Below are 20,561 nucleotides of genomic sequence, written 5' to 3'. Positions count from 1 at the left end.
GCGCCCGCCGCGCCAGCTATCGATTCCGCTCCGTTGCGGTACGTCCGGCCCGCCCGGCGCCGCCACCGCGCGCCCGCCGTGCCCCGAGCTGGTTTCGGGGTGATCGGGGCGGGGTCGGCCAACAGTCTCTCGGCAGGTGCGCGTGGTGTGCCCTGGCCCTCAAGTCATCGGAGCCGCTCCGTTGGGGTGCGTCCGGTGCGCTCGGCGCCGCCGAATGGCGCGGCCGTCGTGTGGTGCCCGAGCTGGTTTCGGGGTGATCGGGGCGGGGTCGGCCAACAGTCTCTCGGCAGGTGTGCGAGGTGTGCGCCGGCCCGCGAGTCATCGGAGCCGCTCCTTTGTGGCGCGCCTGGCCTGCCCGGTGCCGTCAAATGGTGTGGCCGTCGTGTGGTGCCCCGAGCTGTTTCGGGGTGATCGGGGCGCGGTCGGCCAACAGGCACTCGGCAGGTGCGCGAGGTGTGCTCCGGCCCGCCAGCCACCGGAGCCGCTCCTTTTGTGGCGCGTCCGGCGCACCCGGCGCCACCAAAATCGCGCGGTTGCCGAGTGGCGCACCGCGGTGCTTTCGGTGTGCTCGGGAACGGTGTGGCGTGCTCGTCCGTTCGTACGCGTTTTCCGGTGCGGTCGGCGGTACGTTGCCGGAGTTTGTGCGTGGGGCGGCGGGAACTTGTCACGCTGGTGATAAGAAATCTTTTTCTTCCGCGAAACGTGACACATCCGGCGTGGTTTTTCCGATGTGTCCGGTGTCACCCCAGCGGCTGCCGAGGGGGCAGCCGCTGGGGTGTCGATAGCCGGGAACCGGGACGGGGCAAAGGAGCTGCGATGTCGGTGGAGCGGGGATTCGAGCGCACTGTTCCGTCGGCGGGGTCGCCGCGGAGGGTGGCGGAAATCCTGCGCCCCGAGCTCGCCAGTCTGGCCACGGAAATCGTCGACGAGATCAGGGCGACGATTCCGGTGTATGCGCGGCTGCTGGACGGGCCGTGCGGGAAATCGATCCGGGCGGGCGTCGAGTACGCGATCAAGGTGTTCGTCGAGCAGCTCGCGGACCCGGCGGCGTCGAAGGAGCAGTCGCACCAGGTGCACCACCGGTTGGGGCAGAACGAGATGCGCGAGGGGCGCAGCTTGGACACGGTGCAGTCGGCCTACCGCGTCGGCGCGCGGGTGTCGTGGCGGCGGATCATGGGCGTCGGGCGGCGGAGCGGGCTGTCGTCGCCGGTGGTGGCGCAGCTGGCCGACGCGATGCTGGCGTTCATGGACGAGCTGGCCTCCGTCGCGCTCGACGGGTACCTCGAAGCGAAGGCCCGCACGGCCGGCGCGCTCGAGATGTGGCGGCGCCGCCTGCTCGACCTGGTGCTGCAACAGCCCGCCGCACCCGCGAAGGCGATCGGCGATCTCGCGCAGCTCACCGGCTGGACGGTGCCCGAGACGGCGTCGCCGATCGCGGTGCAGCCGATGACCGTGGCGCACCTGCGCCGGCCCGTCACGCTCGACCCCGAGCTGTTGTTCGAACTGGAGGGTGCGCAGCCGCGCATCGTCGTGCCCGGAGCCGTGGACAGCGCGGGCCTCGCGACGCTGCAGGCTGCGTTGCCGGACCACCGGCTCTCGCTCGGGCCGTGTGTCCTGCTCGGCCGCCTCGGCGACTCGCTGCGCTGGGCCCGCGCCGCGCTGACACTCGCCGATCGCGGTCGCGTCACGCCCCGCCGCGTGCTCCGCGCCGAGGATCACCTCGCCGACCTGCTGGTGAACTCCGACGCAGTGCTGGTCGACGTGCTGCGCTCCCGCCTCTTCGCGCCACTGGCGGGCATGACCGACAAACAGCAGGAACGGCTCCTCGAAACGCTCCGAGCGTGGCTCGACAGCCAGGGCAACATCGTCGAAATCGCCGACCGCCTGCAGATCCACCCGCAGACCGTCCGCTACCGCATGCGCCAGCTCCAGGCCACCTTGGGTGACCGGCTGCGCGATCCCGCCGCCCGCTTCGAAATGGAGCTGGTCCTGCGCCAGACCGCCCCGCGCCGCCCGGCCGCAGGCCCGTGGCCCGGACCGTTCCTCTCGCCCGAGGTGCTGCCGTCGCCGCGCCGGAGTCCGCAATGGACAACGCAGAACTGACCACCGCGACGCATCCCCGGATTCAGCACGCGAATGGCGCAGAAACGGCGGAAAAGAAAAATCCCGGCCGCGCAGACCGGGATTTCTTTCTGCCCGAGGTCAATTCTTGAGGCTCGCCACGAGTTCGTAAGAGCGCACGCGGTCCTCGTGGCCGTGCACCTGCGTGGTGATCATCAGCTCGTCCGCACCGCTGTCGGCGAGCAGCTGCTCGAGTCCCTTGCGGACGGTCTCCGGCGAGCCGATCACGCTCGAACCGAAACGGTCGGCGAGGAACGCGCGGTCCGTCTCCGTGTACGGGTACTCGGCGGCTTCCTCCGGCGTCGGCAGCGCGACCGGACGGCCGCGGCGCAGCGACAGGAACGACAGCCCGCTCGGCCCGGCGAGGAACTGCGCCCGCTCGTCGGTCTCGGCGGCCACGACGGCGACGCCGAGCATCACGTACGGCTCCTGCAGCACCTCCGACGGGCGGAAGTTCTCGCGGTACAGCTGCACCGCCGGCAGCGTGTTCTCCGACGCGAAGTGGTGCGCGAACGAGAACGGCACCCCGAGCCGTCCGGCGAGCTGCGCGCTGAAGCCGGACGAACCCAGCAGCCACAGCGGCGGCTTGTTGCCTTCGGCGGTCACGGCGTTGACGCCGCGCGCGGGGTCGCGCTCGAAGTACTCCAGCAGCTCCATCAGCTGCTCGGGGAAGTTCTCGGCGGTGAGCCCGCCGGGCCCGCGCAGAGCGAGCGCCGTGCGCTGGTCGGTGCCGGGCGCGCGCCCGATGCCGAGGTCGATGCGGCCCGGGTGCAGCGCTTCGAGGGTGCCGAACTGCTCGGCCACCACGAGCGGGGCGTGGTTGGGCAGCATGATCCCGCCGGAGCCGACGCGGATGGACTCCGTGGCGCCGGCGACCGAGCCGATCAGCACCACCGTCGCCGAGCTGGCGATGCCCGGCATGTTGTGGTGCTCGGCGAGCCAGTAGCGGCGGTACCCCAGCCGCTCCGCGTGGCGGGCCAGGTCGATGGTGTTGCGCAGGGCGTCGCCGACCCCGTGGCCCTCCGAGATGGGCGCGAGGTCGAGCACGGACAGCGGCACGTCAGACAGGGAACTCACGGTCAGCAGTAACGCACGGGCCCGCTGTTCCCTTCCCGGCGCGTCGCCGGTGTGAGCGGGTCAGCTCTGCGGGATCCAGTCCGGATCGGACGCGAGCACGATCAGCTGCTGCGTCGCCCGGGTCAGCGCGACGTACAGCACGCGCCGTCCGGTGGAGGACTCCGTGACGAGGTCCATGGGTTCGACCAGCACGACGGCGTCGTACTCGAGGCCCTTGGAGTCGAGGCTGCCGACGATCTTGAGGCGTTCGTCGGTCTGGTCCGCGAACCAGCCCCCGACCTCCGGCACGCGGTCCATGGCCGTGATCACGCCCACGGTGCCCTCGACGGCGCCGAGCAGCTCCTTCACCGCGGCCTGCGTCGCGCCTTCCAGCGCGTCGGCTTCGACCGGCCGCACCTCGGGTTCGATGCCGGTGGTCCGGACCGCCTTGGGCAGCTCACCGGGCTCGGCGTGGCCGGCGACGACCTTCGCGGCGAGGTCGAAGATCTCCGCGGAGTTGCGGTAGTTGGTGCGCAACGTGTAGCGGCGCTTGGCCGTCTTCGGGCCGAAGGCCTGGTCGCGCGCGGCGGCGGCCTCTTCGGGATCCGGCCACGAACTCTGCACCGGGTCGCCGACGACGGTCCAGCTCGCGTACTTGCCGCGGCGCCCGACCATGCGCCACTGCATCGGGGAGAGGTCTTGCGATTCGTCGACGACGACGTGCGAGTACTCGTCGTAGTGCTCGGGCCGGTGCGGGGCGCCGCCGGTGCTGCCGCGCTCCGGGGCGGCCTCGATCACCTGCTGGCGCCGGCGCCGTTTGGGCTCCGGGCCGACGAGCACGCGCAGCTCGTCCAGCAGGGCCACATCGGCGACGGTCCAGCCGCGCGAGCGGTCGGCGAAGTCGGCGGCGAGCGCGGTGATCTCGTGGCGGTTGAGGATGCCCTTCGACGCGGCGGCGAGCCGCTTCTCGGTGCCGAGCCACTTGAGGATCTGCGCGGGGTAGAGGACCGGCCACCACACCACGAGGAAGCGGTGGAACTCGATGCGCTCGCCGAGATCGGTGATCAGCTCCGCGCGGTCGAACTCCTTGCCGTCCGCCTTCGCGTACTCCTCGGCCTTGTCGGCGAGCGCCGCCAGCAGCAGCTCGGCGGCGCGCACGCGCGCCCGGTTCGGCGGCGCGCCCTGTGTGTGAGCCTTGCGGCGCACCTTCTCCAGCTCACGCGCCGAGAGCTTCAGCACTTCGCCGCGGTAGACGATCTTCATCTCCTGCGGCGCCTCGGGCGGGGTGTCGCGCAGCGCGCGCAGCAGCACCTTGCGCATCCGCAGCGATCCCTTGATCGCGGCCAGCTCGGAGTTGTCCTGGCGCGTGGCCGCGAGCCCGTCGAGCACCTCGCCCAGCGCGCGCAGCTCCACGTTCGTCTCGCCCATCGACGGCAGCACGCGCGAGATGTACGTGGTGAACACACCCGACGGGCCGATCACGAGCACTCCCGCACCGCCGAGCTGACGGCGGTGGCGGTAGAGCAGGTACGCCGCGCGGTGCAGGGCGACGGCCGTCTTCCCGGTACCCGGCCCGCCGGTGATCTCGGTGACCCCGCGCCACGGCGCGCGGATGACCTCGTCCTGCTCCTTCTGGATCGTGGCGACGATGTCGCGCATCTTCTCGCCGCGCGAGCGGCCCAGCGCGGCCATCAGCGCGCCCTCGCCGACGACCTGCATGTCCTCGGGCACGGCGTCGGGGATCAGCACGTCGTCGTCGACGTCCAGCACGGTCTGCCCGGAGCAGCGGATCACGCGGCGGCGCACCACGTCCATCGGCTCTTCCGCCGTGGCCTGGTAGAACGCCGCGGCCGCCGGGGCGCGCCAGTCGGTGACGAGGTTGTCGAACTCGTTGTCGCGGATGCCGAGGCGCCCGACGTAGATGTGCTCGCGGTCGAGGTGGTCGAGCCGGCCGAAGACCAGGCCCTCGTACTCGGCGTCGAGCGTCTGCAGGGTCTGGTTCGCGTGGTAGACCATCATGTCGCGTTCGAACAGCATCGACGCCTGCTCGAAGATGGCCTCGCGCTGCGCGCCCTGACCGATCTCGTAGCCCTTCGTGCGCATCGCCTCGGCCTGTTCGCGCAGCTCGGCGAGCCGGGTGTAGACCCGATCCACGTGGGCCTGTTCGACGGCGATCTCCGCCTGTCGCACCCGGGGTTCCGACACCAAACTCTCCCTAAACAGCTCGACCGCCTCTGGAGGGCGAAGAACGACTCTACGCGCCCGTGTGCGGGAGATTCAGCAAGTCCTGCCCAACGCCACATCGTGGACGTCGGCGAAGATGACGGGGTGACGAGGATCGTGGCGGGGAAGGCGGGCGGCCGTCGGCTGAAAGTGCCGCCGAAGGGCACCCGGCCCACGTCGGAGCGGGTGCGCGAAGCCCTGTTCAACGCCCTCGACGTGGCCGGCGAGCTCGAGGGTGTGCGCGTGCTCGACCTCTACGCCGGCTCCGGCGCGCTCGGTCTCGAAGCCCTCTCCCGCGGTGCCGCCGACGCGTGGTTCGTCGAAGCCGACCGCAAGGCCGCGGACGTGCTGCGCGGCAACGTCGGCGCGCTGGGCCTGGGCGGCACCGTGCGCGCCGCGCCCGTCGAGGCCGTGGTGACCGCGCCCGCGGCGGCCGCGTTCGACCTCGTGCTGGCCGACCCGCCGTACGCCGTGGACGCCGCCGGTCTCGGCAAGGTCCTGGCCGCGCTCGACGAGGGCGGCTGGCTCACCGACGGGGCCCTCGTGGTGATCGAACGGGCCGCTCGCGACGGCGCACCGGACTGGCCGGCGGCGTTCACCCCGACGCGGGACAAGAAGTACGGCGACACCGCGCTGCACTGGGCCGAGTACACACGTCGATCACAGGTGTGACGCAGTCGTCACGAAGCGCGCGCGGGCTGTCGTGGCTTGGTAGCGTCCGCCCATGCGGCGTGCGGTCTGTCCCGGTTCCTACGATCCGGCCACCAACGGGCACCTCGACATCATCGAGCGGGCGTCCCTCCTCTTCGACGAAGTCGTGGTCGCCGTGGGGGTGAACAAGAACAAGAAGGGCCTGTTCAGCGTCGAGGAACGGATGGAGATGCTGCGCGAGATCACCGCGAAGCTGCCCAACGTGCGCGTCGACTCCTGGCAGGGCCTGCTCGTGGACTACTGCCGCGACAACGACATCGCGGCCGTCGCCAAGGGCCTGCGGTCGGTGAGCGACTTCGACTACGAACTCCAGATGGCGCAGATGAACCGCGAGCTCACCGGGCTCGAGACGCTGCTGATGGCCAACAACCCGGCCTACGGCTTCGTCTCCAGTTCGCTCGTGAAGGAGGTCGCGGCCCTGGGCGGCGACGTCGAGCGGCTCGTGCCGCCAGTCGTGTTCGAACGCCTCAAGAAGGTCTTCCCGCACCACGGCTGACCGGCCGCTTCCGCACGTCCAATCGGCGCATTCGCCCGAACGGGTGGCGACCATCGTCGGGACTTCGGCCGATGCTGAAAGCTGTTCACTTGGCGGCCGCCTCAGGACCACCCCATCGGGTTACGGTCCGAAAATGGCCAACCACCGTTCGCGCTTGACCGCGGTTCTGTTCGCCCTGATGGTCGGTTTCCTCGGGTTCGGCACCGCCGCGGTCGCGGCACCCGCTGTCCCGGCCGCTGGGGCTTCCGTGCTGCAGAACTCCTGCGGCAACCTGTCCGGCTTCTCGCACACGACGCTGTCCGCGTTGCCCGCCGAAGCCACCACGACCTACAACCTGATCCAGCAGGGCGGGCCCTTCCCGTACCCGAAGAACGACGGCGTCGTCTTCGACAACCGGGAAGGCATCCTGCCCTCCTGCTCATCCGGCTACTACCACGAGTACACGGTGCCCACGCCCGGCGCGAGCAACCGCGGCACGCGCCGGATCATCACCGGTGAGGGCGGCGAGTACTTCTACACCGGCGACCACTACGCCACCTTCAAGGTCATCGACGTCGACGGCGGCGGTGGCGGCACCAGCTCCTGCGGTGACCTCTCCGGCCTGGCCAAGATCGGCTACTCGTCCCTGTCCTCGGCCGCGAAGTCGGTCGTGAACCAGGCGCGCAGCGGCGCGACGGGCCAGACCTACGAGAACCGCGAGGGCGTTCTCCCGGCCTGCGCCTCCGGCTACTACCAGCTGTTCCCGGTGGGCACCGACGACCGCGTGATCAAGGGCAAGAGCGGCGAGCTGGCCTACACGCCGGACCACTACGCCACCTTCAAGGCGATCGACCTCAACTCCTGAGCACCTTCGCCCGTTCCGTGCCGCTCCACCCCGCCCGGGTGGGGCGGCACGCTGCGTCATGAGGTGTTCGCGAGAGGACACGCCCAATCCGGCGCGCGTTCACCGGTTCAGGCTGGGAAGCGGGCAGACTGATCGGTAGGGAACGGGGATCAATGCTTGAGGGAGTGGCCGTGTACCGGGTTTTCGAGGCGCTCGACGAGCTCGTCACGATCGTCGAAGAGGCCCGCGGGGTGCCGATGACGTCCAGCTGCGTCGTCCCGCGCGGCGACGTCCTCGAATTGCTCGACGACGTCCGCGACGCGCTGCCCGGCGAGGTCGACGACGCCCAGGACGTGCTCGACAAGCGCGACGACCTGCTGCACGCCGCCCGCAAGGAGGCGGGCGAAACCGTTGCCGGCGCCAACGAGGAGGCCGAGCGCACGGTGACCGACGCGACGTCGGAGGCCGAGCGGATCCTCGCCGACGCGCGCGCCCGCGCCGAGCAGATGATGGGCGACGCCCACAACGAAGCCGAGCGCATGGTCGCCGCCGGGCAGGCCGAGTACCAGAACCTCACCGACCGCTCGCGCGCCGAGTCCGAGCGCATGATCCAGGCCGGCCGCGACGCCTACGAACGCGCCATCGAGGACGCCCGCGCCGAGCAGGCCCGGCTCGTCTCGCAGACCGAGGTCGTCCAGGCCGCCCACGCCGAGTCCGCGCGCATCGTCGACGAGGCCCACACCGAGGCCGACCGCCAGCGCGCCGACTGCGACGCGTACGTGGACGGCAAGCTGGCCGAGTTCTCGGAGCTGCTGGCGACGACCCTGCGCACCGTCGACTCCGGCCGCAACCACCTGCGGTCCCCGATGAACCTCGGGGGTAGCGGCGGCGGACGCTCGACGCTGTACGACTACCAGGTCTGACCTGGGAGTTCTCCCCGGCGGCGGTGGCCGGCACCCGGCGGGGGTCCACCGGCGGGAGTGACGCTCGGCACCAGCTCGAAAGAGGTGGCGCACCCTGCGTACCCTGGTGAGCGATGTCCGAGAACCCCGCCCCGAACACCCGCCCCGCGCAGCTCGACGACAAGAGCCCGTGGGTCGTCGACACCCGTGAGCTCGGCCGCCACGCCGGCCTGAGCCGCGAGGTGCACCGCACCGTGCCGGTCGAAGCCGCGCTCGGTGTGCCCGACGTGATCGCCATCGAGGCCGGCTCCACGATCGAGCTCGACCTGCTCCTCGAATCCGTGGTCGAAGGCGTGCTGGTCAGCGGTACCGCGAGCGCCACGGCCACCGGCACGTGCTCGCGCTGCCTCGACCCGCTGACCGAGGACGTCGAGGTCGAGCTCACCGAGCTGTTCGCCTACCCCGGCTCCGCCACCGAGGAGACCACGGAGGAGGACGAGATCCCGCGGCTCGTCGACGACCGCATCGACCTCGAGCCGATCGTCCGCGACGCCGTGGTCCTGGCCCTCCCGCTGGTGCCGCTCTGCCAGGAGGACTGCGCCGGGCTGTGCACCGAATGCGGTGTCAAGTGGGCCGATCTCGAGCCCGGACACGGGCATGAGAAGATAGACCCTCGGTGGGCCGCGCTGGTCGAGCGATTCGACGAGAACGCGGGCGAAAAGCCTGCGCACGGCTCCGGAGAGCAAGCCTGACGAGCGTCCAGCTCGATCCGGGAGAAGTCAGTTCGGCTCGCGACCGCGAGCAGACAGTTTGAAGGAGATCTACTCGTGGCCGTCCCGAAGCGGAAGATGTCGCGATCCAACACGCGCGCCCGCCGCAGCCAGTGGAAGGCGGCTCCGGTTCAGCTGGTGCCCTGCTCCAACCGCGCCTGCCGCCAGCCGAAGCTCCAGCACGTTGCGTGCCCGACGTGCGGCCAGCACAACGGCCGCCAGGTCGTCGAGCCCGCCTGATCGGGCAGCCGATCATGGGGGGTAAGTCCGCCGGGGGACCCGCGGCCGATCCCACAGAACTGCTCGAGGCGCTCGGGGTCGAGTTCGACCCCGAGCTCCTTCGGCTTTCGCTGACCCACCGCTCGTACGCGTACGAGAACGGTGGGCTCCCGCCCAACGAGCGGCTGGAGTTCCTCGGCGACGCAGTGCTCGGCCTGGTCGTCACGGACCACCTGTACACCACGCACCCCGATCTGCCGGAGGGCCAGCTCGCGAAGCTGCGCGCCAGCGTCGTCAACATGCACGCGCTGGCGGGCGTCGCCCGCGGGCTCGGCGAAGGCGGGCTCGGGGCGCACCTGCTGCTGGGCAAGGGCGAAGAGCTCACCGGCGGCCGGGACAAGGCGAGCATCCTCGCCGACGGTCTCGAGGCCGTGATCGGTGCGACCTACCTCGCCCACGGCATCGAGGTCGCGCGCAAGCTCGTGCACCACCTCTTCGACGGCCTGCTGGCCGAGGCGCCCCTGCGGGGTGCGGGCCTCGACTGGAAGACCAGCCTGCAGGAGCTCACCGCGTCCGCGGGCCTCGGCGTGCCCGAATACCGCGTGGAGGACACCGGTCCGGACCACCGCAAGGAGTTCACCGCCACGGTGCTCGTCGCGGGGCGGGACCTGGGCCGCGGCTCCGGCACCACGAAGAAGGAAGCCGAGCAGAAGGCCGCCGAGACGGCGTGGCGCGCCCTGTCCGAAGAGCTGGGTGACGGCTCCGGCGGTTCGGGCGACGCCAAGTCCGAAGGCTGACGCCCGCCGCGGTCCGGATTGTCGTACCGCGCGGGCAGAATGGACGGCATGCCCGAACTTCCCGAGGTCGAGGTCGTCCGCGCCGGTCTCGAAGCGCACGTCGCCGGTCGCACCGTCAGCAAGGTCGAGGTCCTGCACCCGCGCGCGATCCGCCGGCACACCCTCGGCGCCGAGGACTTCACCGGCCGGCTCGCCGGCGTCGAGATCGCCGGGGCGCGCCGGCGCGGCAAGTACCTGTGGCTCGAGCTCTCGCACGGTGAGGCTGTGCTCGCGCACCTCGGCATGAGCGGCCAGATGCTGGTGCAGCCCGAAGGCACGCCCGACGAGAAGCACTTGCGCGTGCGCGTCCGCTTCGACGACGACGGGCCCGAGCTGAGGTTCGTGGACCAGCGCACGTTCGGCGGCCTCGCGCTCGACGACCTGCTCGACGTCGAAGGCGACCTGCTGCCCGGCACCATCGCGCACATCGCCCGCGATCCGATGGACGCGCGGTTCGACCCCGACGCCGCTGTGAAGGCGTTGCGGTCGCGCCGGACCGAGGTGAAGCGCGCGCTGCTCGACCAGACGCTCGTGTCCGGCGTCGGCAACATCTACGCCGACGAAGCCTTGTGGCGCACCAAGTTGCACGGCACGCGGCTCACCGAGAAGCTCACCGCCGCGCAGGGCCGGGCGCTGCTGGCCGCGGCCGGCGACGTGATGACGGCCGCGCTCGAGGTGGGCGGCACGTCGTTCGACGCCTTGTACGTCAACGTGAACGGCCAATCCGGCTACTTTTCCCGATCCCTCGACGCGTACGGCCAAGAGGGACTACCGTGCCGCCGGTGCGGGACCGCGATCCGGCGGGAACCGTTCATGAACCGCTCGTCCTATTCGTGCCCGAAGTGCCAGCCCCGGCCCCGCAGCTCGCGTTGATGCTTCTCCGGAGGCGGTCAACTAGGATGAACGCGGCGGAAGAGGAGACGCATGACGGAGCCGGGCGAGTCGTCGCTCGCCGACAAGATCGACCAGCTGTTCCACGTGGTGCGACGGCCCGACCGCGAGCAGTACAGCCACGAGGAGGTCGCCCGCGCGTGCCGTGAGGCCACGGGCGAGAGCTTCTCGACCACGTACCTCTGGCAGCTGCGCACCGGCCGTCGCGACAATCCCACGAAGCGTCATCTCGAAGCGCTCGCGCAGTTCTTCGGCGTTCCTCCGGCATACTTCTTCGACGACGGGCAGAGCGCGAAGATCGCCGAGGAGCTGGCCCTGCTCGGTGCGCTGCGCGACGCGGGCGTCCGCGACGTGGCGCTGCGCGCGGTCACGCTCTCGCCCGACGGGCTCGACACGATCAGCGACATGATCGACGCGATCGCGCGGAGGGAGGCCGCCAAGAGCGGCGTGAAGAGGGAGGACTGACCCGTGGCGGACCGGCGGCGCGAGCTGTGGCGGCGGTGCCGCCGCCTGGCCGGGGCACCGGTCCTGCCCGAGCCGTTCGACGCCGAGGTGTTCGTGGCGGGCATCGCCGCCGACCGCGGCCGGCCCATCGAGCTGATGCCGGTGAACGCACCGTCCGGCGGGCCGTGCGGTCTGCTGATGAGCACCGCGCGAGCCGACTACATCCTGTACCCCACGAACACCACGGCCCTGCACCGGCGCCACATCCTGCTGCACGAGGTGGGGCACCTGCTGTGCGGGCACGTCGGCTCCGACGCCGGTGCCGACGGCGCGGCCATCGACGCCGCCGTGAGCCGGGCGCTGATGCCGAACCTCTCGCCGGAGCTCGTCCGCCGCGTGCTCGGGCGCACCACGTACAGCGCCGTGGAGGAGCAGGAGGCCGAGCTCGTCGCGTCGCTCATCGCGCAGCGCGTGGCGCGGGCGCAGGCGCCGCGGCCCGCCGAGCCCGACGGCGGCATGGCGCGCGTGGACGACATGTTCGGCGGCCGCTCCCGCCGGCGGAACCCGTGATCGAGACGCTGGCGTACCTGGCCTGCGTGCTCGGGTTCGCCGGCTTCGGGGTGAAGCTGCTGGAGGCCGGGCGCGATCAGCCGGCCCGGACGCTGTGGTACCTCGCCGGGTTCGGCATCTGCATCGCGTTCGGCATCGCCGAGGGCATGCCGGCCATGGACGCGCTCGCCGGCGACGAGCGCTGGTACGCGGACTACTCGCCGCTGGCCGGTGACCTCGCCAAGTTCGGCGCGATCGGCTTCACGGTCGCGTTCACGCGCTCGATGCGCTTCGGCGCGGCCGCTCGGCTGGGCCGGCACGCGGTGCTGTCGTGGGGCGTGATCGCGACCGAGGTCGTGCTGTTCGTGCTCGCCCGGCCGCGCCGGTCCGGGGAGGACACGGTGGTCCCGGCGGCGGGGCGGCCGTTCTTCGTCGCGTACGAGCTGGTGTTCATCGCGTACGGCGTGCTGAGCCTGGTGCTGGTCGCGGTGTTCTTCGCGCGGTTCGCGGTGCGCGCCCGGGCGGGTTCGCTGCGCACCGGGCTGTGGCTGATCTTCGCGGGTGTGGTGGCCGCGGTCGCGTGGACGCTGTGGGACCTCGACGACGTCGCGTCGCTCCTGTCCACCGGCGGCGTCGAGGCGACGGAGGACCTGCCGGCCGCGGCGCTCGGGGCCGCGTGCGTGGTGCTCGCGGTGGCGGGCTCGACGCTGTCGGTGTGGGGACCGTTGCTGGCGGCGCCCCTGCGCTGGCTGCGGGCGTACCGGGCCTACCGCCGGATCGAGCCATTGTGGACGGTCCTGCGCGAGGCCGTGCCGGGCATCGCGTTCGACCCGGCGCGCGGCCTCGCGGGCGGCGCGGAGTTCGCGCTCTACCGCCGCGTCATCGAAATCCGCGACGGGCACCTCGCCCTGCGGCCGTATTTCGACCCGGGCCTGCCCGGGCGCGTGGCGGACCGCGCCCGGCGGTCCGGCGTCCCCGCCCGGTCGGTCGCCGCAACCGTCGACGCCGCCACCCTCGCCGCGGCTCTCGTCGCGCGCGACGCGGGCCACCGCTACCAGCCTGACGACGCGGACGCACCGTCCGCCGGGGCGGTCCCCGCGGACGTCCGCGCGGAAGCCGCGTGGCTCGTCGAGGTCACGCGGGCGTGGCGGCACTCGGCCGTGGTCGCCGCCGTGCGCCGGGAAACCCACGGCGAGCTGGGCGTGTTCGCCTGACGGATCAGGCTCGCGCCGCGATGGACGCGAGCGCGGTGTCGACGGCCCGCACGAAGCGCCGGGGGTCGGGATCGGCCTTCATGAGCACCTGCAGCCCTTCCAGCAGCATCGTGAGCATCGCGGCGCACGCGGGCAGGTCCAGGCTGTCGGGCACCTCGCCGGTGCGGGCCGCCGCCCGCAACCCCTGCAGGAACCCGTCCTCGACGACGGACAGCACTTCGCGCACGGCGTCCGCCACTTCACGATCCCGTGGCAGCAGCTCGCCGGCGGTGTTGGCGATCAGGCAACCGCGCGGCTCGTCCTGCTCCGCGGCCAGCTCGATCCAGCCGAGCAGCACGGCGCGGATCCGCGGCAGCACGGGGCCGCCGGCCAGCAGGGTGGGCGCGAGCGTGCGGGCCTTGCTCGCTCGGCGCCACCGCGTGATCGCAGTGGACCTGCGCGGCATGGGCGAGTCCGGCCCCCCCCGGCGGCTACGACAAGAAGACCATGGCGCGCGACGTCTACGAACTCGTCCGAGCGCTCGGCTACGCACAGGTCGACGTCGCCGGTGAGGACATCGGGTCGATGGTCGCGTATAGCTTCGCCGCGAACCACCCCGAAGCGACGCGCAGGGTCGCGCTCTGGGAGGTGGGCCACCCCGCCGAACCGTTCCACGACCTGCGCGTGCTGCCGCAGGAAGGCCGGCCGACGGCGCCGTGGTGGTTCGCGTTCAACCAGCTCGACGGGTTGCCCGAGCGGTTGCTCGAAGGCCGGTACCGGGTGCTGGTCGACTGGCTGATCGACTACCAGGCCACCGACCCCGCGGCGATCGACGAACAGGCGCGTGCGGTCTACGCCGCCGCGTACGACACACCCGAGGCGATCCGGGCCTCGAACGGCTGGTACCAGGCGTTCGGTCAGGACATCGCCGACGCGGCGGAGTACCGCGTGCTCACCATGCCGCTGCTGGGGCTCGGCGGGATCTACTACCCGTTCGTTCCCCTTCTGCTGCAAGGGAAAGCGGCCGACGCGCGCTTCGTGGAGTTCGCGGGTGCGGGCCACTACCTCGCCGAGGAACGGCCGGACGGACTCGTGCGGGAACTCACCGCGTTCTTCGCCTGATCGCCGCGCGACGCCGGGCACCGCCGGGCGTCCGGCGCCACCGGATTGCACCGAATGGCCGTCCGCCGTGCACACTACTGCGCAATGCGTGGTACCGTTCCAAGCGCAAGACTGGAGGGTGCCGTGGAGATCAGTCAGCTGCTCAAGGGAGTGCTGGACCTGGCGGTGCTGGCCGTGCTGCGCGAAGAGGACGGGTACGGCTACGACGTGCTCCGAAGACTTCGCGTCGCGGGCCTGGAGGAAGTCGGGGACGCTTCCGTGTACGGCACGTTGCGGCGGCTGTTCAAAGCCGGCCTGCTGACGTCGTACGTGGTGCCCAGCGAAGAGGGACCGCACCGCAAGTACTACAGCCTTAACGAGCCGGGGCGGGCGCGGCTCGCCGAGTCGGGGAAGACGTGGCACAGCTTCGCGTCGACGATGAACGTGTTACTGGGAGAGGCAGCATGAGTACGGAGAAGCCCACCGCCGTGCGGGTGTACCTGGCGAGGGTCCGCACCGCGCTCGCCGATCTGCCCGCGGGGGAGATCGAGGAGATCCTGGAGGACGTCCGGCCGCACCTGGCCGAGATGGAGTCCGAGCTGGGGGCCGACGCGCGGGTCGAGGCTCTGATCGAACGGCTCGGCACGCCGGAGAGCTACGCGGCCGAGCTGCGGGCGTCCGGGGGTTACCCGGCGCCGCCTTCGTCGGGGGAGGCGGCGACGGTCGTGCTGGCGCCGGAGAAGAAGCCGGGGTTGTTCGGCGCGCGGTTTGCCTTGTGGGGCTTGGTGTTCTGCGCGCTGGGGCTCGCGCTGTTCGCGTTCACGGCCGCGGTGCAGCTCGACCCGGATGCGTTGCTGGGACTGCTGATCCTGGTGCCGGTGTTCGCGCTGAGCCTCGTGTTCCTGTTGCGCCGCGGGGTTTCCGCGGTGCTGGAGCTGCCCGAGGTGGTGCGGGTGCGCGAGTCGGTGCGGTCTTGGCGCGCCGAGCGCGAGGACGACAAGGCGATGGCGTACCTGCGTTCGCTGAAGCCGGCGTGGTGGATCGTGTGCGCGGTGGTGCTGCTCGCGTTCGGGTTGCTGTTGATGGTGCGGCACACGTACGCGGCGCTGCTGCTGCCGTTCCTCATCGCGGCGGCGGTCGCGGTGGTCTGGGCCGGCCCGAAGGCGCGCACCGACCGGCGGCTGCTGTGGGTCGCGGTGCCGGTGTCGGCGTTCGTGATCGGCGGCGCGTTCGGCGGCTTCGGCGCGGCGATCGACCTGATCACGCACCGGTCGTACTACGCGAACACCACGTCGTACTCCTCGCCGACGACCGACAACTACGGCAACCAGCAACTGCGCTACGGCGACCGCGAGCTGCAGAACGTGTACGCGTTCGACGCTGCCGGCAAGCCGCTCACGGACATCTACCTGTATGACGACCAGGGCCGCCCGCTTACCGTCACGCGCTACGGCTGCGAAGCCGACACGGGCTCGCAGTCCCGGGTCGGCGAGGACAACCGCTTCCCGCGCCCGCAGCTCGTCCAGGGCACGCAGGACGACCGCGGCAACCGCGACGGCTACAACGGCTACCGCGCCTACTGCCACGAAGAAACCGGCGTCCCCTTCGCGGCGGCCATCCCGAAGCCGACGTCGTCCGCGCCGGCCACTCCGTCGTCGTCCGCTCCGCCGTCGAACTCGAGCTCCGCCGCGAAGCCGACGACGTCCAGTCCCGCTCCGCCCACGAGGTAGAGCCGCGCGGGGCGGGGGAGCAGAGGTCGGGGCTGCTTCCCCGTCTCCTCCGCGCGTCAGGGACACCGGCGAGCACATCGAAAGCGCTGTCCGGCTACGGCCGCCGGGTGAAGATCGGCTGGTCTCGACAAGCTGTGTACGGGGACGCCCGAGGCTCGGCGAGCCGAACCGGCGGGAGCAAGAGCCGGCCGGCTGGAGCCCTGTCGGGCGTGGAGCGCTGAGTAGTCCCCGCCGGACCCGGGTGGCCACGAAATGAACTCGGGCGCCCGGATTCGAGATCCAGGCGCCCGAGCTTCGGGAGCTACGTCGTCAGGTGCTCGGTCAGTGGCCGAACGCCGAGCGCGCCGCGAGGTCGGCGAGGAGGGCGCGGCCCTTCTCCGCGTTGCGGGGCTGCGAGAGCACGTCGTAGCGCTGGGCGACGAGCTGGCTCTGCGAGACGAAACCGCGCTTGTTGCGGTTGGCCGCGTAGCCCAGTGCGCCGAACAGCAGGTTGAAGGCGACACCGGCGACGAGGCCGATCACGATCGACAGCAGGCCCGCGCCGGGGTTGAGCAGGCTGAGCACCAGGCCGAGGAACAGGCCGAACACGGCGCCCGACATGGCGGCGCTGGAGAGCATCTTGCCCCAGCTCATGCGGCCCGCGATGCGCTCCACGAGCATCGGCTGGACACCGACGATGGTGACGTCGGCGATGGGGAAGTCCGTGCTCGCGAGGTGGTCGACGGCGGCCTGAGCCTGCTCGTAGGAGTCGTAGGAGCCGATCGGCCAGCCCGTGGGCGGGGTCGGGAACTGCGGCCGCGCCTGCTGCTGGCTGAACCTGCTCTGCGTGAATGCTTCTGTCATCCCTCTCACCTCTCTTGCCAGTCCAACGTTCGTCCTGGCCGGTTTGGTCCCGCAACCCCACGATTCACAGATTCTTCTCAGCCGGGCAACCCGGACATACGCGGCGTTAACGCAAAGGTTCAGAAAAATACCTTTGGCTGGATTGACCGCGCGAGCCCAGGGCAGGTAGGAAGAACCCGCAAAGGATCCCAGCCAAACCTTTGGGCGGTGCGATGGCAGGCAGGCGAGGGTTGCTCACGCTCGACGCGCTCCGGGAGCAGGTCGAGGCGGGTTCGATCGACACGGTGCTCGTCGCGATCACCGACATGCAGGGCCGGTTGCAGGGCAAACGCTGCTCGGCGGAGTACTTCCTCGAAGAGGTGGTCGGCCACGCCACCGAGGCTTGCAACTACCTGCTCGCCGTCGACGTCGACATGAACACCGTGGACGGTTACGCGATCTCCTCGTGGGAGGCCGGCTACGGCGACTTCGTGCTGCGCCCCGACCTGACGACCCTGCGCCGGCTGCCGTGGCACGAGGGCACCGCGCTGGTGCTCGCCGACGTGGAGCGGGTGGACGGCGGCGGGCCCGTCACGGTGTCGCCGCGGCAGATCCTGCGCCGCCAGCTCGAGCGGCTCGCCGAACGTGACCTCCAGGCGTTCGTCGGCACCGAACTCGAGTTCATCGTCTTCGACGACAGCTACGAAGCCGCGTGGGACAAGCGCTACCGGGACCTCAAGCCCGCCAACCAGTACAACGTGGACTACTCGATGCTCGGCACCGCCCGCATCGAGCCGCTGCTGCGCCGCATCCGCAACGAGATGGCCGGCGCCGGCCTCTACCCCGAATCGGCCAAGGGCGAGTGCAACCCCGGCCAGCAGGAGATCGCCTTCCGCTACGCCGAGGCGCTCACCACGTGCGACAACCACAGCGTCTACAAGAACGGCGCCAAGGAGATCGCGGCGCAGGAGGGCAAGAGCCTCACGTTCATGGCGAAGTACAACGAACGCGAGGGCAACTCCTGCCACATCCACCTCAGCCTTCGCGCCACCGACGGCAAGGCGGTGCTCCCCGGCGACGGTGACCACGGCTTCTCGAAGCTGATGCAGCACTTCCTCGCCGGGCAGCTGGCCGCGCTGCGCGAGCTGACTTACTTCTTCGCGCCGAACATCAACTCCTACAAGCGGTTCGTGCGCGGCAGTTTCGCGCCCACGGCCGTCGCGTGGGGCACGGACAACCGCACGTGCGCGCTGCGCGTGGTCGGCCACGGCGATTCGCTGCGCGTGGAGAACCGCGTGCCGGGCGGCGACGTGAACCCGTACCTCGCCGTCGCCGCGCTGATCGCCGCCGGCCTGCACGGCGTCGAGAACGACCTGCCGCTGGAGCCGGAGTTCACCGGCAACGCGTACACCTCCGACAAGCCGACCGTGCCCACCACTTTGGGTGAAGCCGCCGACGTCCTGGCGGACAGCCGCCTCGCGCGCGAGGCGTTCGGCGACGAAGTGGTCGACCACTACCTGAACGCGGCCCGCGTGGAGCGCGACGCGTTCGAGAAGGCCGTGACCGACTGGGAGCTGATCCGTGGCTTCGAACGCCTCTGAGCCACCCGGCAGCCGGCCCGTCATCGGGTTGAGCACCTACGTCGAGCAGGCGAAGTTCCTCGCCTGGGACACGCCGGCGACGCTGCTGCACCGCGGCTACGCGGACTGCGTGGTCGCCGCCGGCGGGATCCCGGTGCTGCTGCCGCCGGTCACCGACGCGTACGCGAGCCTCGTCGACCGCGTCGACGGGCTCGTGCTCACCGGTGGCGCCGACGTCGAACCGCACCGCTACGGCGCCGAGGCGCATGCCGCCACGTACACGCGCGCGGACCGCGACGCCTTCGAGTTCGGCGTGTTCGCCGCGGCCAGGGAAGCCGGCAAACCGGTGCTCGGCGTGTGCCGGGGGCTGCAGGTGATCAGCGTGGCCCTCGGCGGCACGCTCACGCAGCACCTGCCCGATTCACTCCGCGACACGGCGCACCAGCCGGCGCCCGCGACGTTCGGCACCAGCAGCATCACCCTGGTCGACGGCACGCGCGCGGCCCAGCTGCTCGGGCCCGAGACGAAGGGCCAGTGCTACCACCACCAGGCCATCGACCGGCTCGGCGCGGGGCTGGTCGCGTCCGGGCACGCGCCCGACGGCACCGTCGAGGCCGCGGAGCTGCCCGGTGCCGGGTTCGTGCTCGGTGTGCAGTGGCACCCCGAGCAGGACATCGAGGACGTCCGCCTGTTCCGGGCCCTCGTCGAAGCAGCGAAGGAGCACCAGTGACGAGCACGGTCGACGTGATCAACCCCGCCACCGAGGAGGTGGTGCGGACGGTCGCGCTCACGAGCGCCGAAGAGACCGACGCGGCGATCGCGCGGGCCCACGCGGCATTCGGAGCGTGGCGAGCCGTGGCACCCGGCGACCGCGCGCGGCTGCTGCGCCGCTTCGCCGACGCCGTCGAGGCGGACGTCGAGAACCTCGCCCGGCTCGAGGTCACCAACTCCGGCCACACGATCGGCAACGCGCGCTGGGAAGCCGGCAACGTCCGCGACGTCCTGAACTACTACTCCGCGGCGCCGGAACGCCTGATCGGCCAGCAGATCCCGGTGCCGGGCGGGCTGAACGTGACCTTCCACGAGCCGCTCGGCGTGGTGGGCGTGATCGTGCCGTGGAACTTCCCGATGCCGATCGCCGGCTGGGGGTTCGCGCCCGCGCTGGCGGCCGGCAACACCGTGGTCCTCAAGCCCGCCGAGCTGACGCCGCTCACGGCCCTGCGGCTCGCGGAGCTCGCGCGGGAAGCGGGGATCCCCGAGGACGTGTTCCAGGTCCTGCCCGGCAAGGGCGCGGTCGTGGGGCAGCGGTTCGTGGACCACCCGCTGGTCCGCAAGGTCGTGTTCACGGGCTCGACCGAGGTCGGCAAGCGGATCATGGCCGGCTGCGCGGCGCAGGTGAAGCGCGTGACGCTGGAGCTCGGCGGCAAGAACGCCAACCTGGTGTTCGCCGACGCCGACCTCGAGAAGGCCGCCGCGACCGCGCCGTATGGCGTGTTCGACAACGCCGGCCAGGACTGCTGCGCCCGGTCGCTGATCCTCGTGCAGCGCAGCGTGCACGAGCGGTTCATGGAGCTGCTGGAGCCCGCCGTGAAGGGCGTGGTGGTCGGCGATCCCGGCGCCGAAGCCACCGAGATGGGCCCGCTCATCTCCGCGGCCCACCACGCGAAGGTCTCCTCGTACGTCACGGGCGACACCCCCGTGGCGTTCCGCGGCAGCGCGCCCGACGGGCCCGGCTACTGGTTCGCGCCCACCGTCGTCACGCCGCCGGGCCTGGCCGATCCGCTGGCCGCCGACGAGATCTTCGGCCCGGTCGTGGCCGTCGTCCCGTTCACCGACGAGGCCGACGCGATCCGCATGGCCAACCACACCGACTACGGCCTCTCCGGGTCGATCTGGACCCGCGACGCCGGCCGGGCGTTCCGCGTCGCGCGCGGGGTCGAGGCCGGCAACCTCTCGGTCAACTCGCACTCCTCGGTGCGCTACTGGACGCCGTTCGGCGGGTTCAAGCAGTCCGGCCTCGGCCGTGAGCTGGGCCCCGACGCGCCGGCGGCCTTCACCGAGACCAAGAACGTTTTCCTGAGCACGGAGGAATGA

General features: G+C 71.3%; 22 protein-coding genes and 1 pseudogene. 19 read left to right on the top strand and 4 right to left on the bottom strand.

Annotated elements, in window-relative coordinates; translation table 11 throughout:
* Window positions 1–816 precede the first annotated feature (816 nt).
* Together ACIA77_RS19540 and ACIA77_RS19535 are read left to right on the top strand one after the other, a co-directional pair.
* Window positions 817–2,103: a helix-turn-helix domain-containing protein gene (locus ACIA77_RS19540; protein WP_395887293.1), complete on the top strand. Its 1,287-nt coding sequence runs from the start codon at window positions 817–819 to the stop codon at window positions 2,101–2,103.
* A complete protein-coding gene (locus ACIA77_RS19535) occupies window positions 2,085–2,213 on the top strand; it encodes a hypothetical protein (protein ID WP_395887292.1) in 129 nt (42 codons plus the stop codon). Before ACIA77_RS19540 ends, ACIA77_RS19535 begins: the two co-directional genes overlap by 19 nt.
* On the opposite strand, the gene ACIA77_RS19530 is transcribed toward ACIA77_RS19535, so the two are convergent.
* Window positions 2,203–3,198 (bottom strand): LLM class flavin-dependent oxidoreductase, encoded by a 996-nt coding sequence (locus ACIA77_RS19530; RefSeq protein WP_395887291.1) that lies wholly within the window; start codon window positions 3,196–3,198, stop codon window positions 2,203–2,205. The two genes, ACIA77_RS19535 and ACIA77_RS19530, sit on opposite strands and share 11 nt — an antisense overlap.
* A 60-nt stretch (window positions 3,199–3,258) precedes the next feature.
* Window positions 3,259–5,382: a HelD family protein gene (locus ACIA77_RS19525; RefSeq protein WP_395887290.1), complete on the bottom strand. Its 2,124-nt coding sequence runs from the start codon at window positions 5,380–5,382 to the stop codon at window positions 3,259–3,261.
* Window positions 5,383–5,505: 123 nt separating this feature from the next.
* Here ACIA77_RS19525 and rsmD point away from each other — a divergent pair, with 123 nt between their 5' ends.
* The 11 genes from rsmD to ACIA77_RS19470 all read left to right on the top strand — a co-directional run bounded on the left by rsmD (window position 5,506) and on the right by ACIA77_RS19470 (window position 13,255).
* Window positions 5,506–6,072: a 16S rRNA (guanine(966)-N(2))-methyltransferase RsmD gene (rsmD, locus tag ACIA77_RS19520; RefSeq protein WP_395887289.1), complete on the top strand. Its 567-nt coding sequence runs from the start codon at window positions 5,506–5,508 to the stop codon at window positions 6,070–6,072.
* Between the two features lie 52 nt (window positions 6,073–6,124).
* The gene (gene coaD / locus ACIA77_RS19515) at window positions 6,125–6,607 is read left to right on the top strand and encodes a pantetheine-phosphate adenylyltransferase (protein ID WP_395887288.1); all 483 of its coding nucleotides are present in this window, start codon (window positions 6,125–6,127) and stop codon (window positions 6,605–6,607) included.
* 133 nt (window positions 6,608–6,740) lie between these two features.
* Window positions 6,741–7,451 carry a ribonuclease domain-containing protein gene (locus tag ACIA77_RS19510; protein ID WP_395887287.1) on the top strand — a complete coding sequence of 237 codons (711 nt, stop codon included), beginning with the start codon at window positions 6,741–6,743 and terminating at the stop codon, window positions 7,449–7,451.
* A 170-nt stretch (window positions 7,452–7,621) separates the two neighbouring features.
* The gene (locus ACIA77_RS19505; protein ID WP_395887338.1) at window positions 7,622–8,353 is read left to right on the top strand and encodes a DivIVA domain-containing protein; all 732 of its coding nucleotides are present in this window, start codon (window positions 7,622–7,624) and stop codon (window positions 8,351–8,353) included.
* 113 nt (window positions 8,354–8,466) lie between these two features.
* Window positions 8,467–9,084: a YceD family protein gene (locus tag ACIA77_RS19500; protein ID WP_395887286.1), complete on the top strand. Its 618-nt coding sequence runs from the start codon at window positions 8,467–8,469 to the stop codon at window positions 9,082–9,084.
* A 75-nt stretch (window positions 9,085–9,159) separates the two neighbouring features.
* Entirely contained in the window at window positions 9,160–9,342 is a 183-nt protein-coding gene (rpmF, locus tag ACIA77_RS19495) for a 50S ribosomal protein L32 (RefSeq protein ID WP_204090800.1), read from the top strand.
* A gap of 14 nt (window positions 9,343–9,356) precedes the next feature.
* A complete protein-coding gene (rnc, locus tag ACIA77_RS19490; RefSeq protein ID WP_395887285.1) occupies window positions 9,357–10,118 on the top strand; it encodes a ribonuclease III in 762 nt (253 codons plus the stop codon).
* A gap of 48 nt (window positions 10,119–10,166) precedes the next feature.
* Complete coding sequence (gene mutM / locus ACIA77_RS19485) at window positions 10,167–11,030, top strand: bifunctional DNA-formamidopyrimidine glycosylase/DNA-(apurinic or apyrimidinic site) lyase (protein ID WP_395887284.1); 864 nt, start codon at window positions 10,167–10,169, stop codon at window positions 11,028–11,030.
* A 51-nt stretch (window positions 11,031–11,081) separates the two neighbouring features.
* The gene (locus tag ACIA77_RS19480) at window positions 11,082–11,513 is read left to right on the top strand and encodes an XRE family transcriptional regulator (RefSeq protein WP_395887283.1); all 432 of its coding nucleotides are present in this window, start codon (window positions 11,082–11,084) and stop codon (window positions 11,511–11,513) included.
* A gap of 3 nt (window positions 11,514–11,516) precedes the next feature.
* A complete protein-coding gene (locus tag ACIA77_RS19475) occupies window positions 11,517–12,062 on the top strand; it encodes a hypothetical protein (protein WP_395887282.1) in 546 nt (181 codons plus the stop codon).
* A complete protein-coding gene (locus tag ACIA77_RS19470) occupies window positions 12,059–13,255 on the top strand; it encodes an MAB_1171c family putative transporter (RefSeq protein WP_395887281.1) in 1,197 nt (398 codons plus the stop codon). Before ACIA77_RS19475 ends, ACIA77_RS19470 begins: the two co-directional genes overlap by 4 nt.
* Window positions 13,256–13,259: 4 nt before the next feature.
* On the opposite strand, the gene ACIA77_RS19465 is transcribed toward ACIA77_RS19470, so the two are convergent.
* Window positions 13,260–13,700: a TetR family transcriptional regulator C-terminal domain-containing protein gene (locus tag ACIA77_RS19465; protein ID WP_395887280.1), complete on the bottom strand. Its 441-nt coding sequence runs from the start codon at window positions 13,698–13,700 to the stop codon at window positions 13,260–13,262.
* A 17-nt stretch (window positions 13,701–13,717) separates the two neighbouring features.
* Between ACIA77_RS19465 and ACIA77_RS19460 the strand changes: the two are divergent.
* From ACIA77_RS19460 to ACIA77_RS19450, 3 genes and pseudogenes are all read left to right on the top strand, one after another.
* A pseudogene (locus tag ACIA77_RS19460) lies at window positions 13,718–14,356 on the top strand (alpha/beta fold hydrolase); the annotation flags it as partial.
* A gap of 123 nt (window positions 14,357–14,479) precedes the next feature.
* Complete coding sequence (locus tag ACIA77_RS19455; protein WP_204090794.1) at window positions 14,480–14,803, top strand: PadR family transcriptional regulator; 324 nt, start codon at window positions 14,480–14,482, stop codon at window positions 14,801–14,803.
* A complete protein-coding gene (locus ACIA77_RS19450) occupies window positions 14,800–16,065 on the top strand; it encodes an HAAS signaling domain-containing protein (RefSeq protein ID WP_395887279.1) in 1,266 nt (421 codons plus the stop codon). Before ACIA77_RS19455 ends, ACIA77_RS19450 begins: the two co-directional genes overlap by 4 nt.
* A 321-nt stretch (window positions 16,066–16,386) precedes the next feature.
* Here the strand turns inward: ACIA77_RS19450 and ACIA77_RS19445 are convergent, their stop codons facing one another.
* Window positions 16,387–16,908 carry a general stress protein gene (locus ACIA77_RS19445; protein ID WP_395887278.1) on the bottom strand — a complete coding sequence of 174 codons (522 nt, stop codon included), beginning with the start codon at window positions 16,906–16,908 and terminating at the stop codon, window positions 16,387–16,389.
* A 212-nt stretch (window positions 16,909–17,120) separates the two neighbouring features.
* On the opposite strand from ACIA77_RS19445, the gene ACIA77_RS19440 reads away from it, so the two are divergent.
* Genes ACIA77_RS19440 through ACIA77_RS19430 form a run of 3 tightly spaced genes read left to right on the top strand, consistent with a single transcriptional unit; the run spans window position 17,121 to window position 20,561 of the window.
* Entirely contained in the window at window positions 17,121–18,488 is a 1,368-nt protein-coding gene (locus ACIA77_RS19440; RefSeq protein WP_395887277.1) for a glutamine synthetase family protein, read from the top strand.
* Window positions 18,469–19,197: a gamma-glutamyl-gamma-aminobutyrate hydrolase family protein gene (locus tag ACIA77_RS19435; protein ID WP_395887276.1), complete on the top strand. Its 729-nt coding sequence runs from the start codon at window positions 18,469–18,471 to the stop codon at window positions 19,195–19,197. Before ACIA77_RS19440 ends, ACIA77_RS19435 begins: the two co-directional genes overlap by 20 nt.
* Window positions 19,194–20,561: an aldehyde dehydrogenase family protein gene (locus tag ACIA77_RS19430; protein WP_395887275.1), complete on the top strand. Its 1,368-nt coding sequence runs from the start codon at window positions 19,194–19,196 to the stop codon at window positions 20,559–20,561. The genes ACIA77_RS19435 and ACIA77_RS19430 overlap by 4 nt, the downstream gene beginning before the upstream one ends.

The organism is Amycolatopsis sp. NPDC051903 (assembly GCF_044452505.1).
Classification (GTDB): Bacteria; Actinomycetota; Actinomycetes; order Mycobacteriales; family Pseudonocardiaceae; genus Amycolatopsis.
The sequence above is the reverse complement of the archived record's forward strand: the minus strand, read 5'-3'. Positions and strand labels throughout refer to the sequence as shown.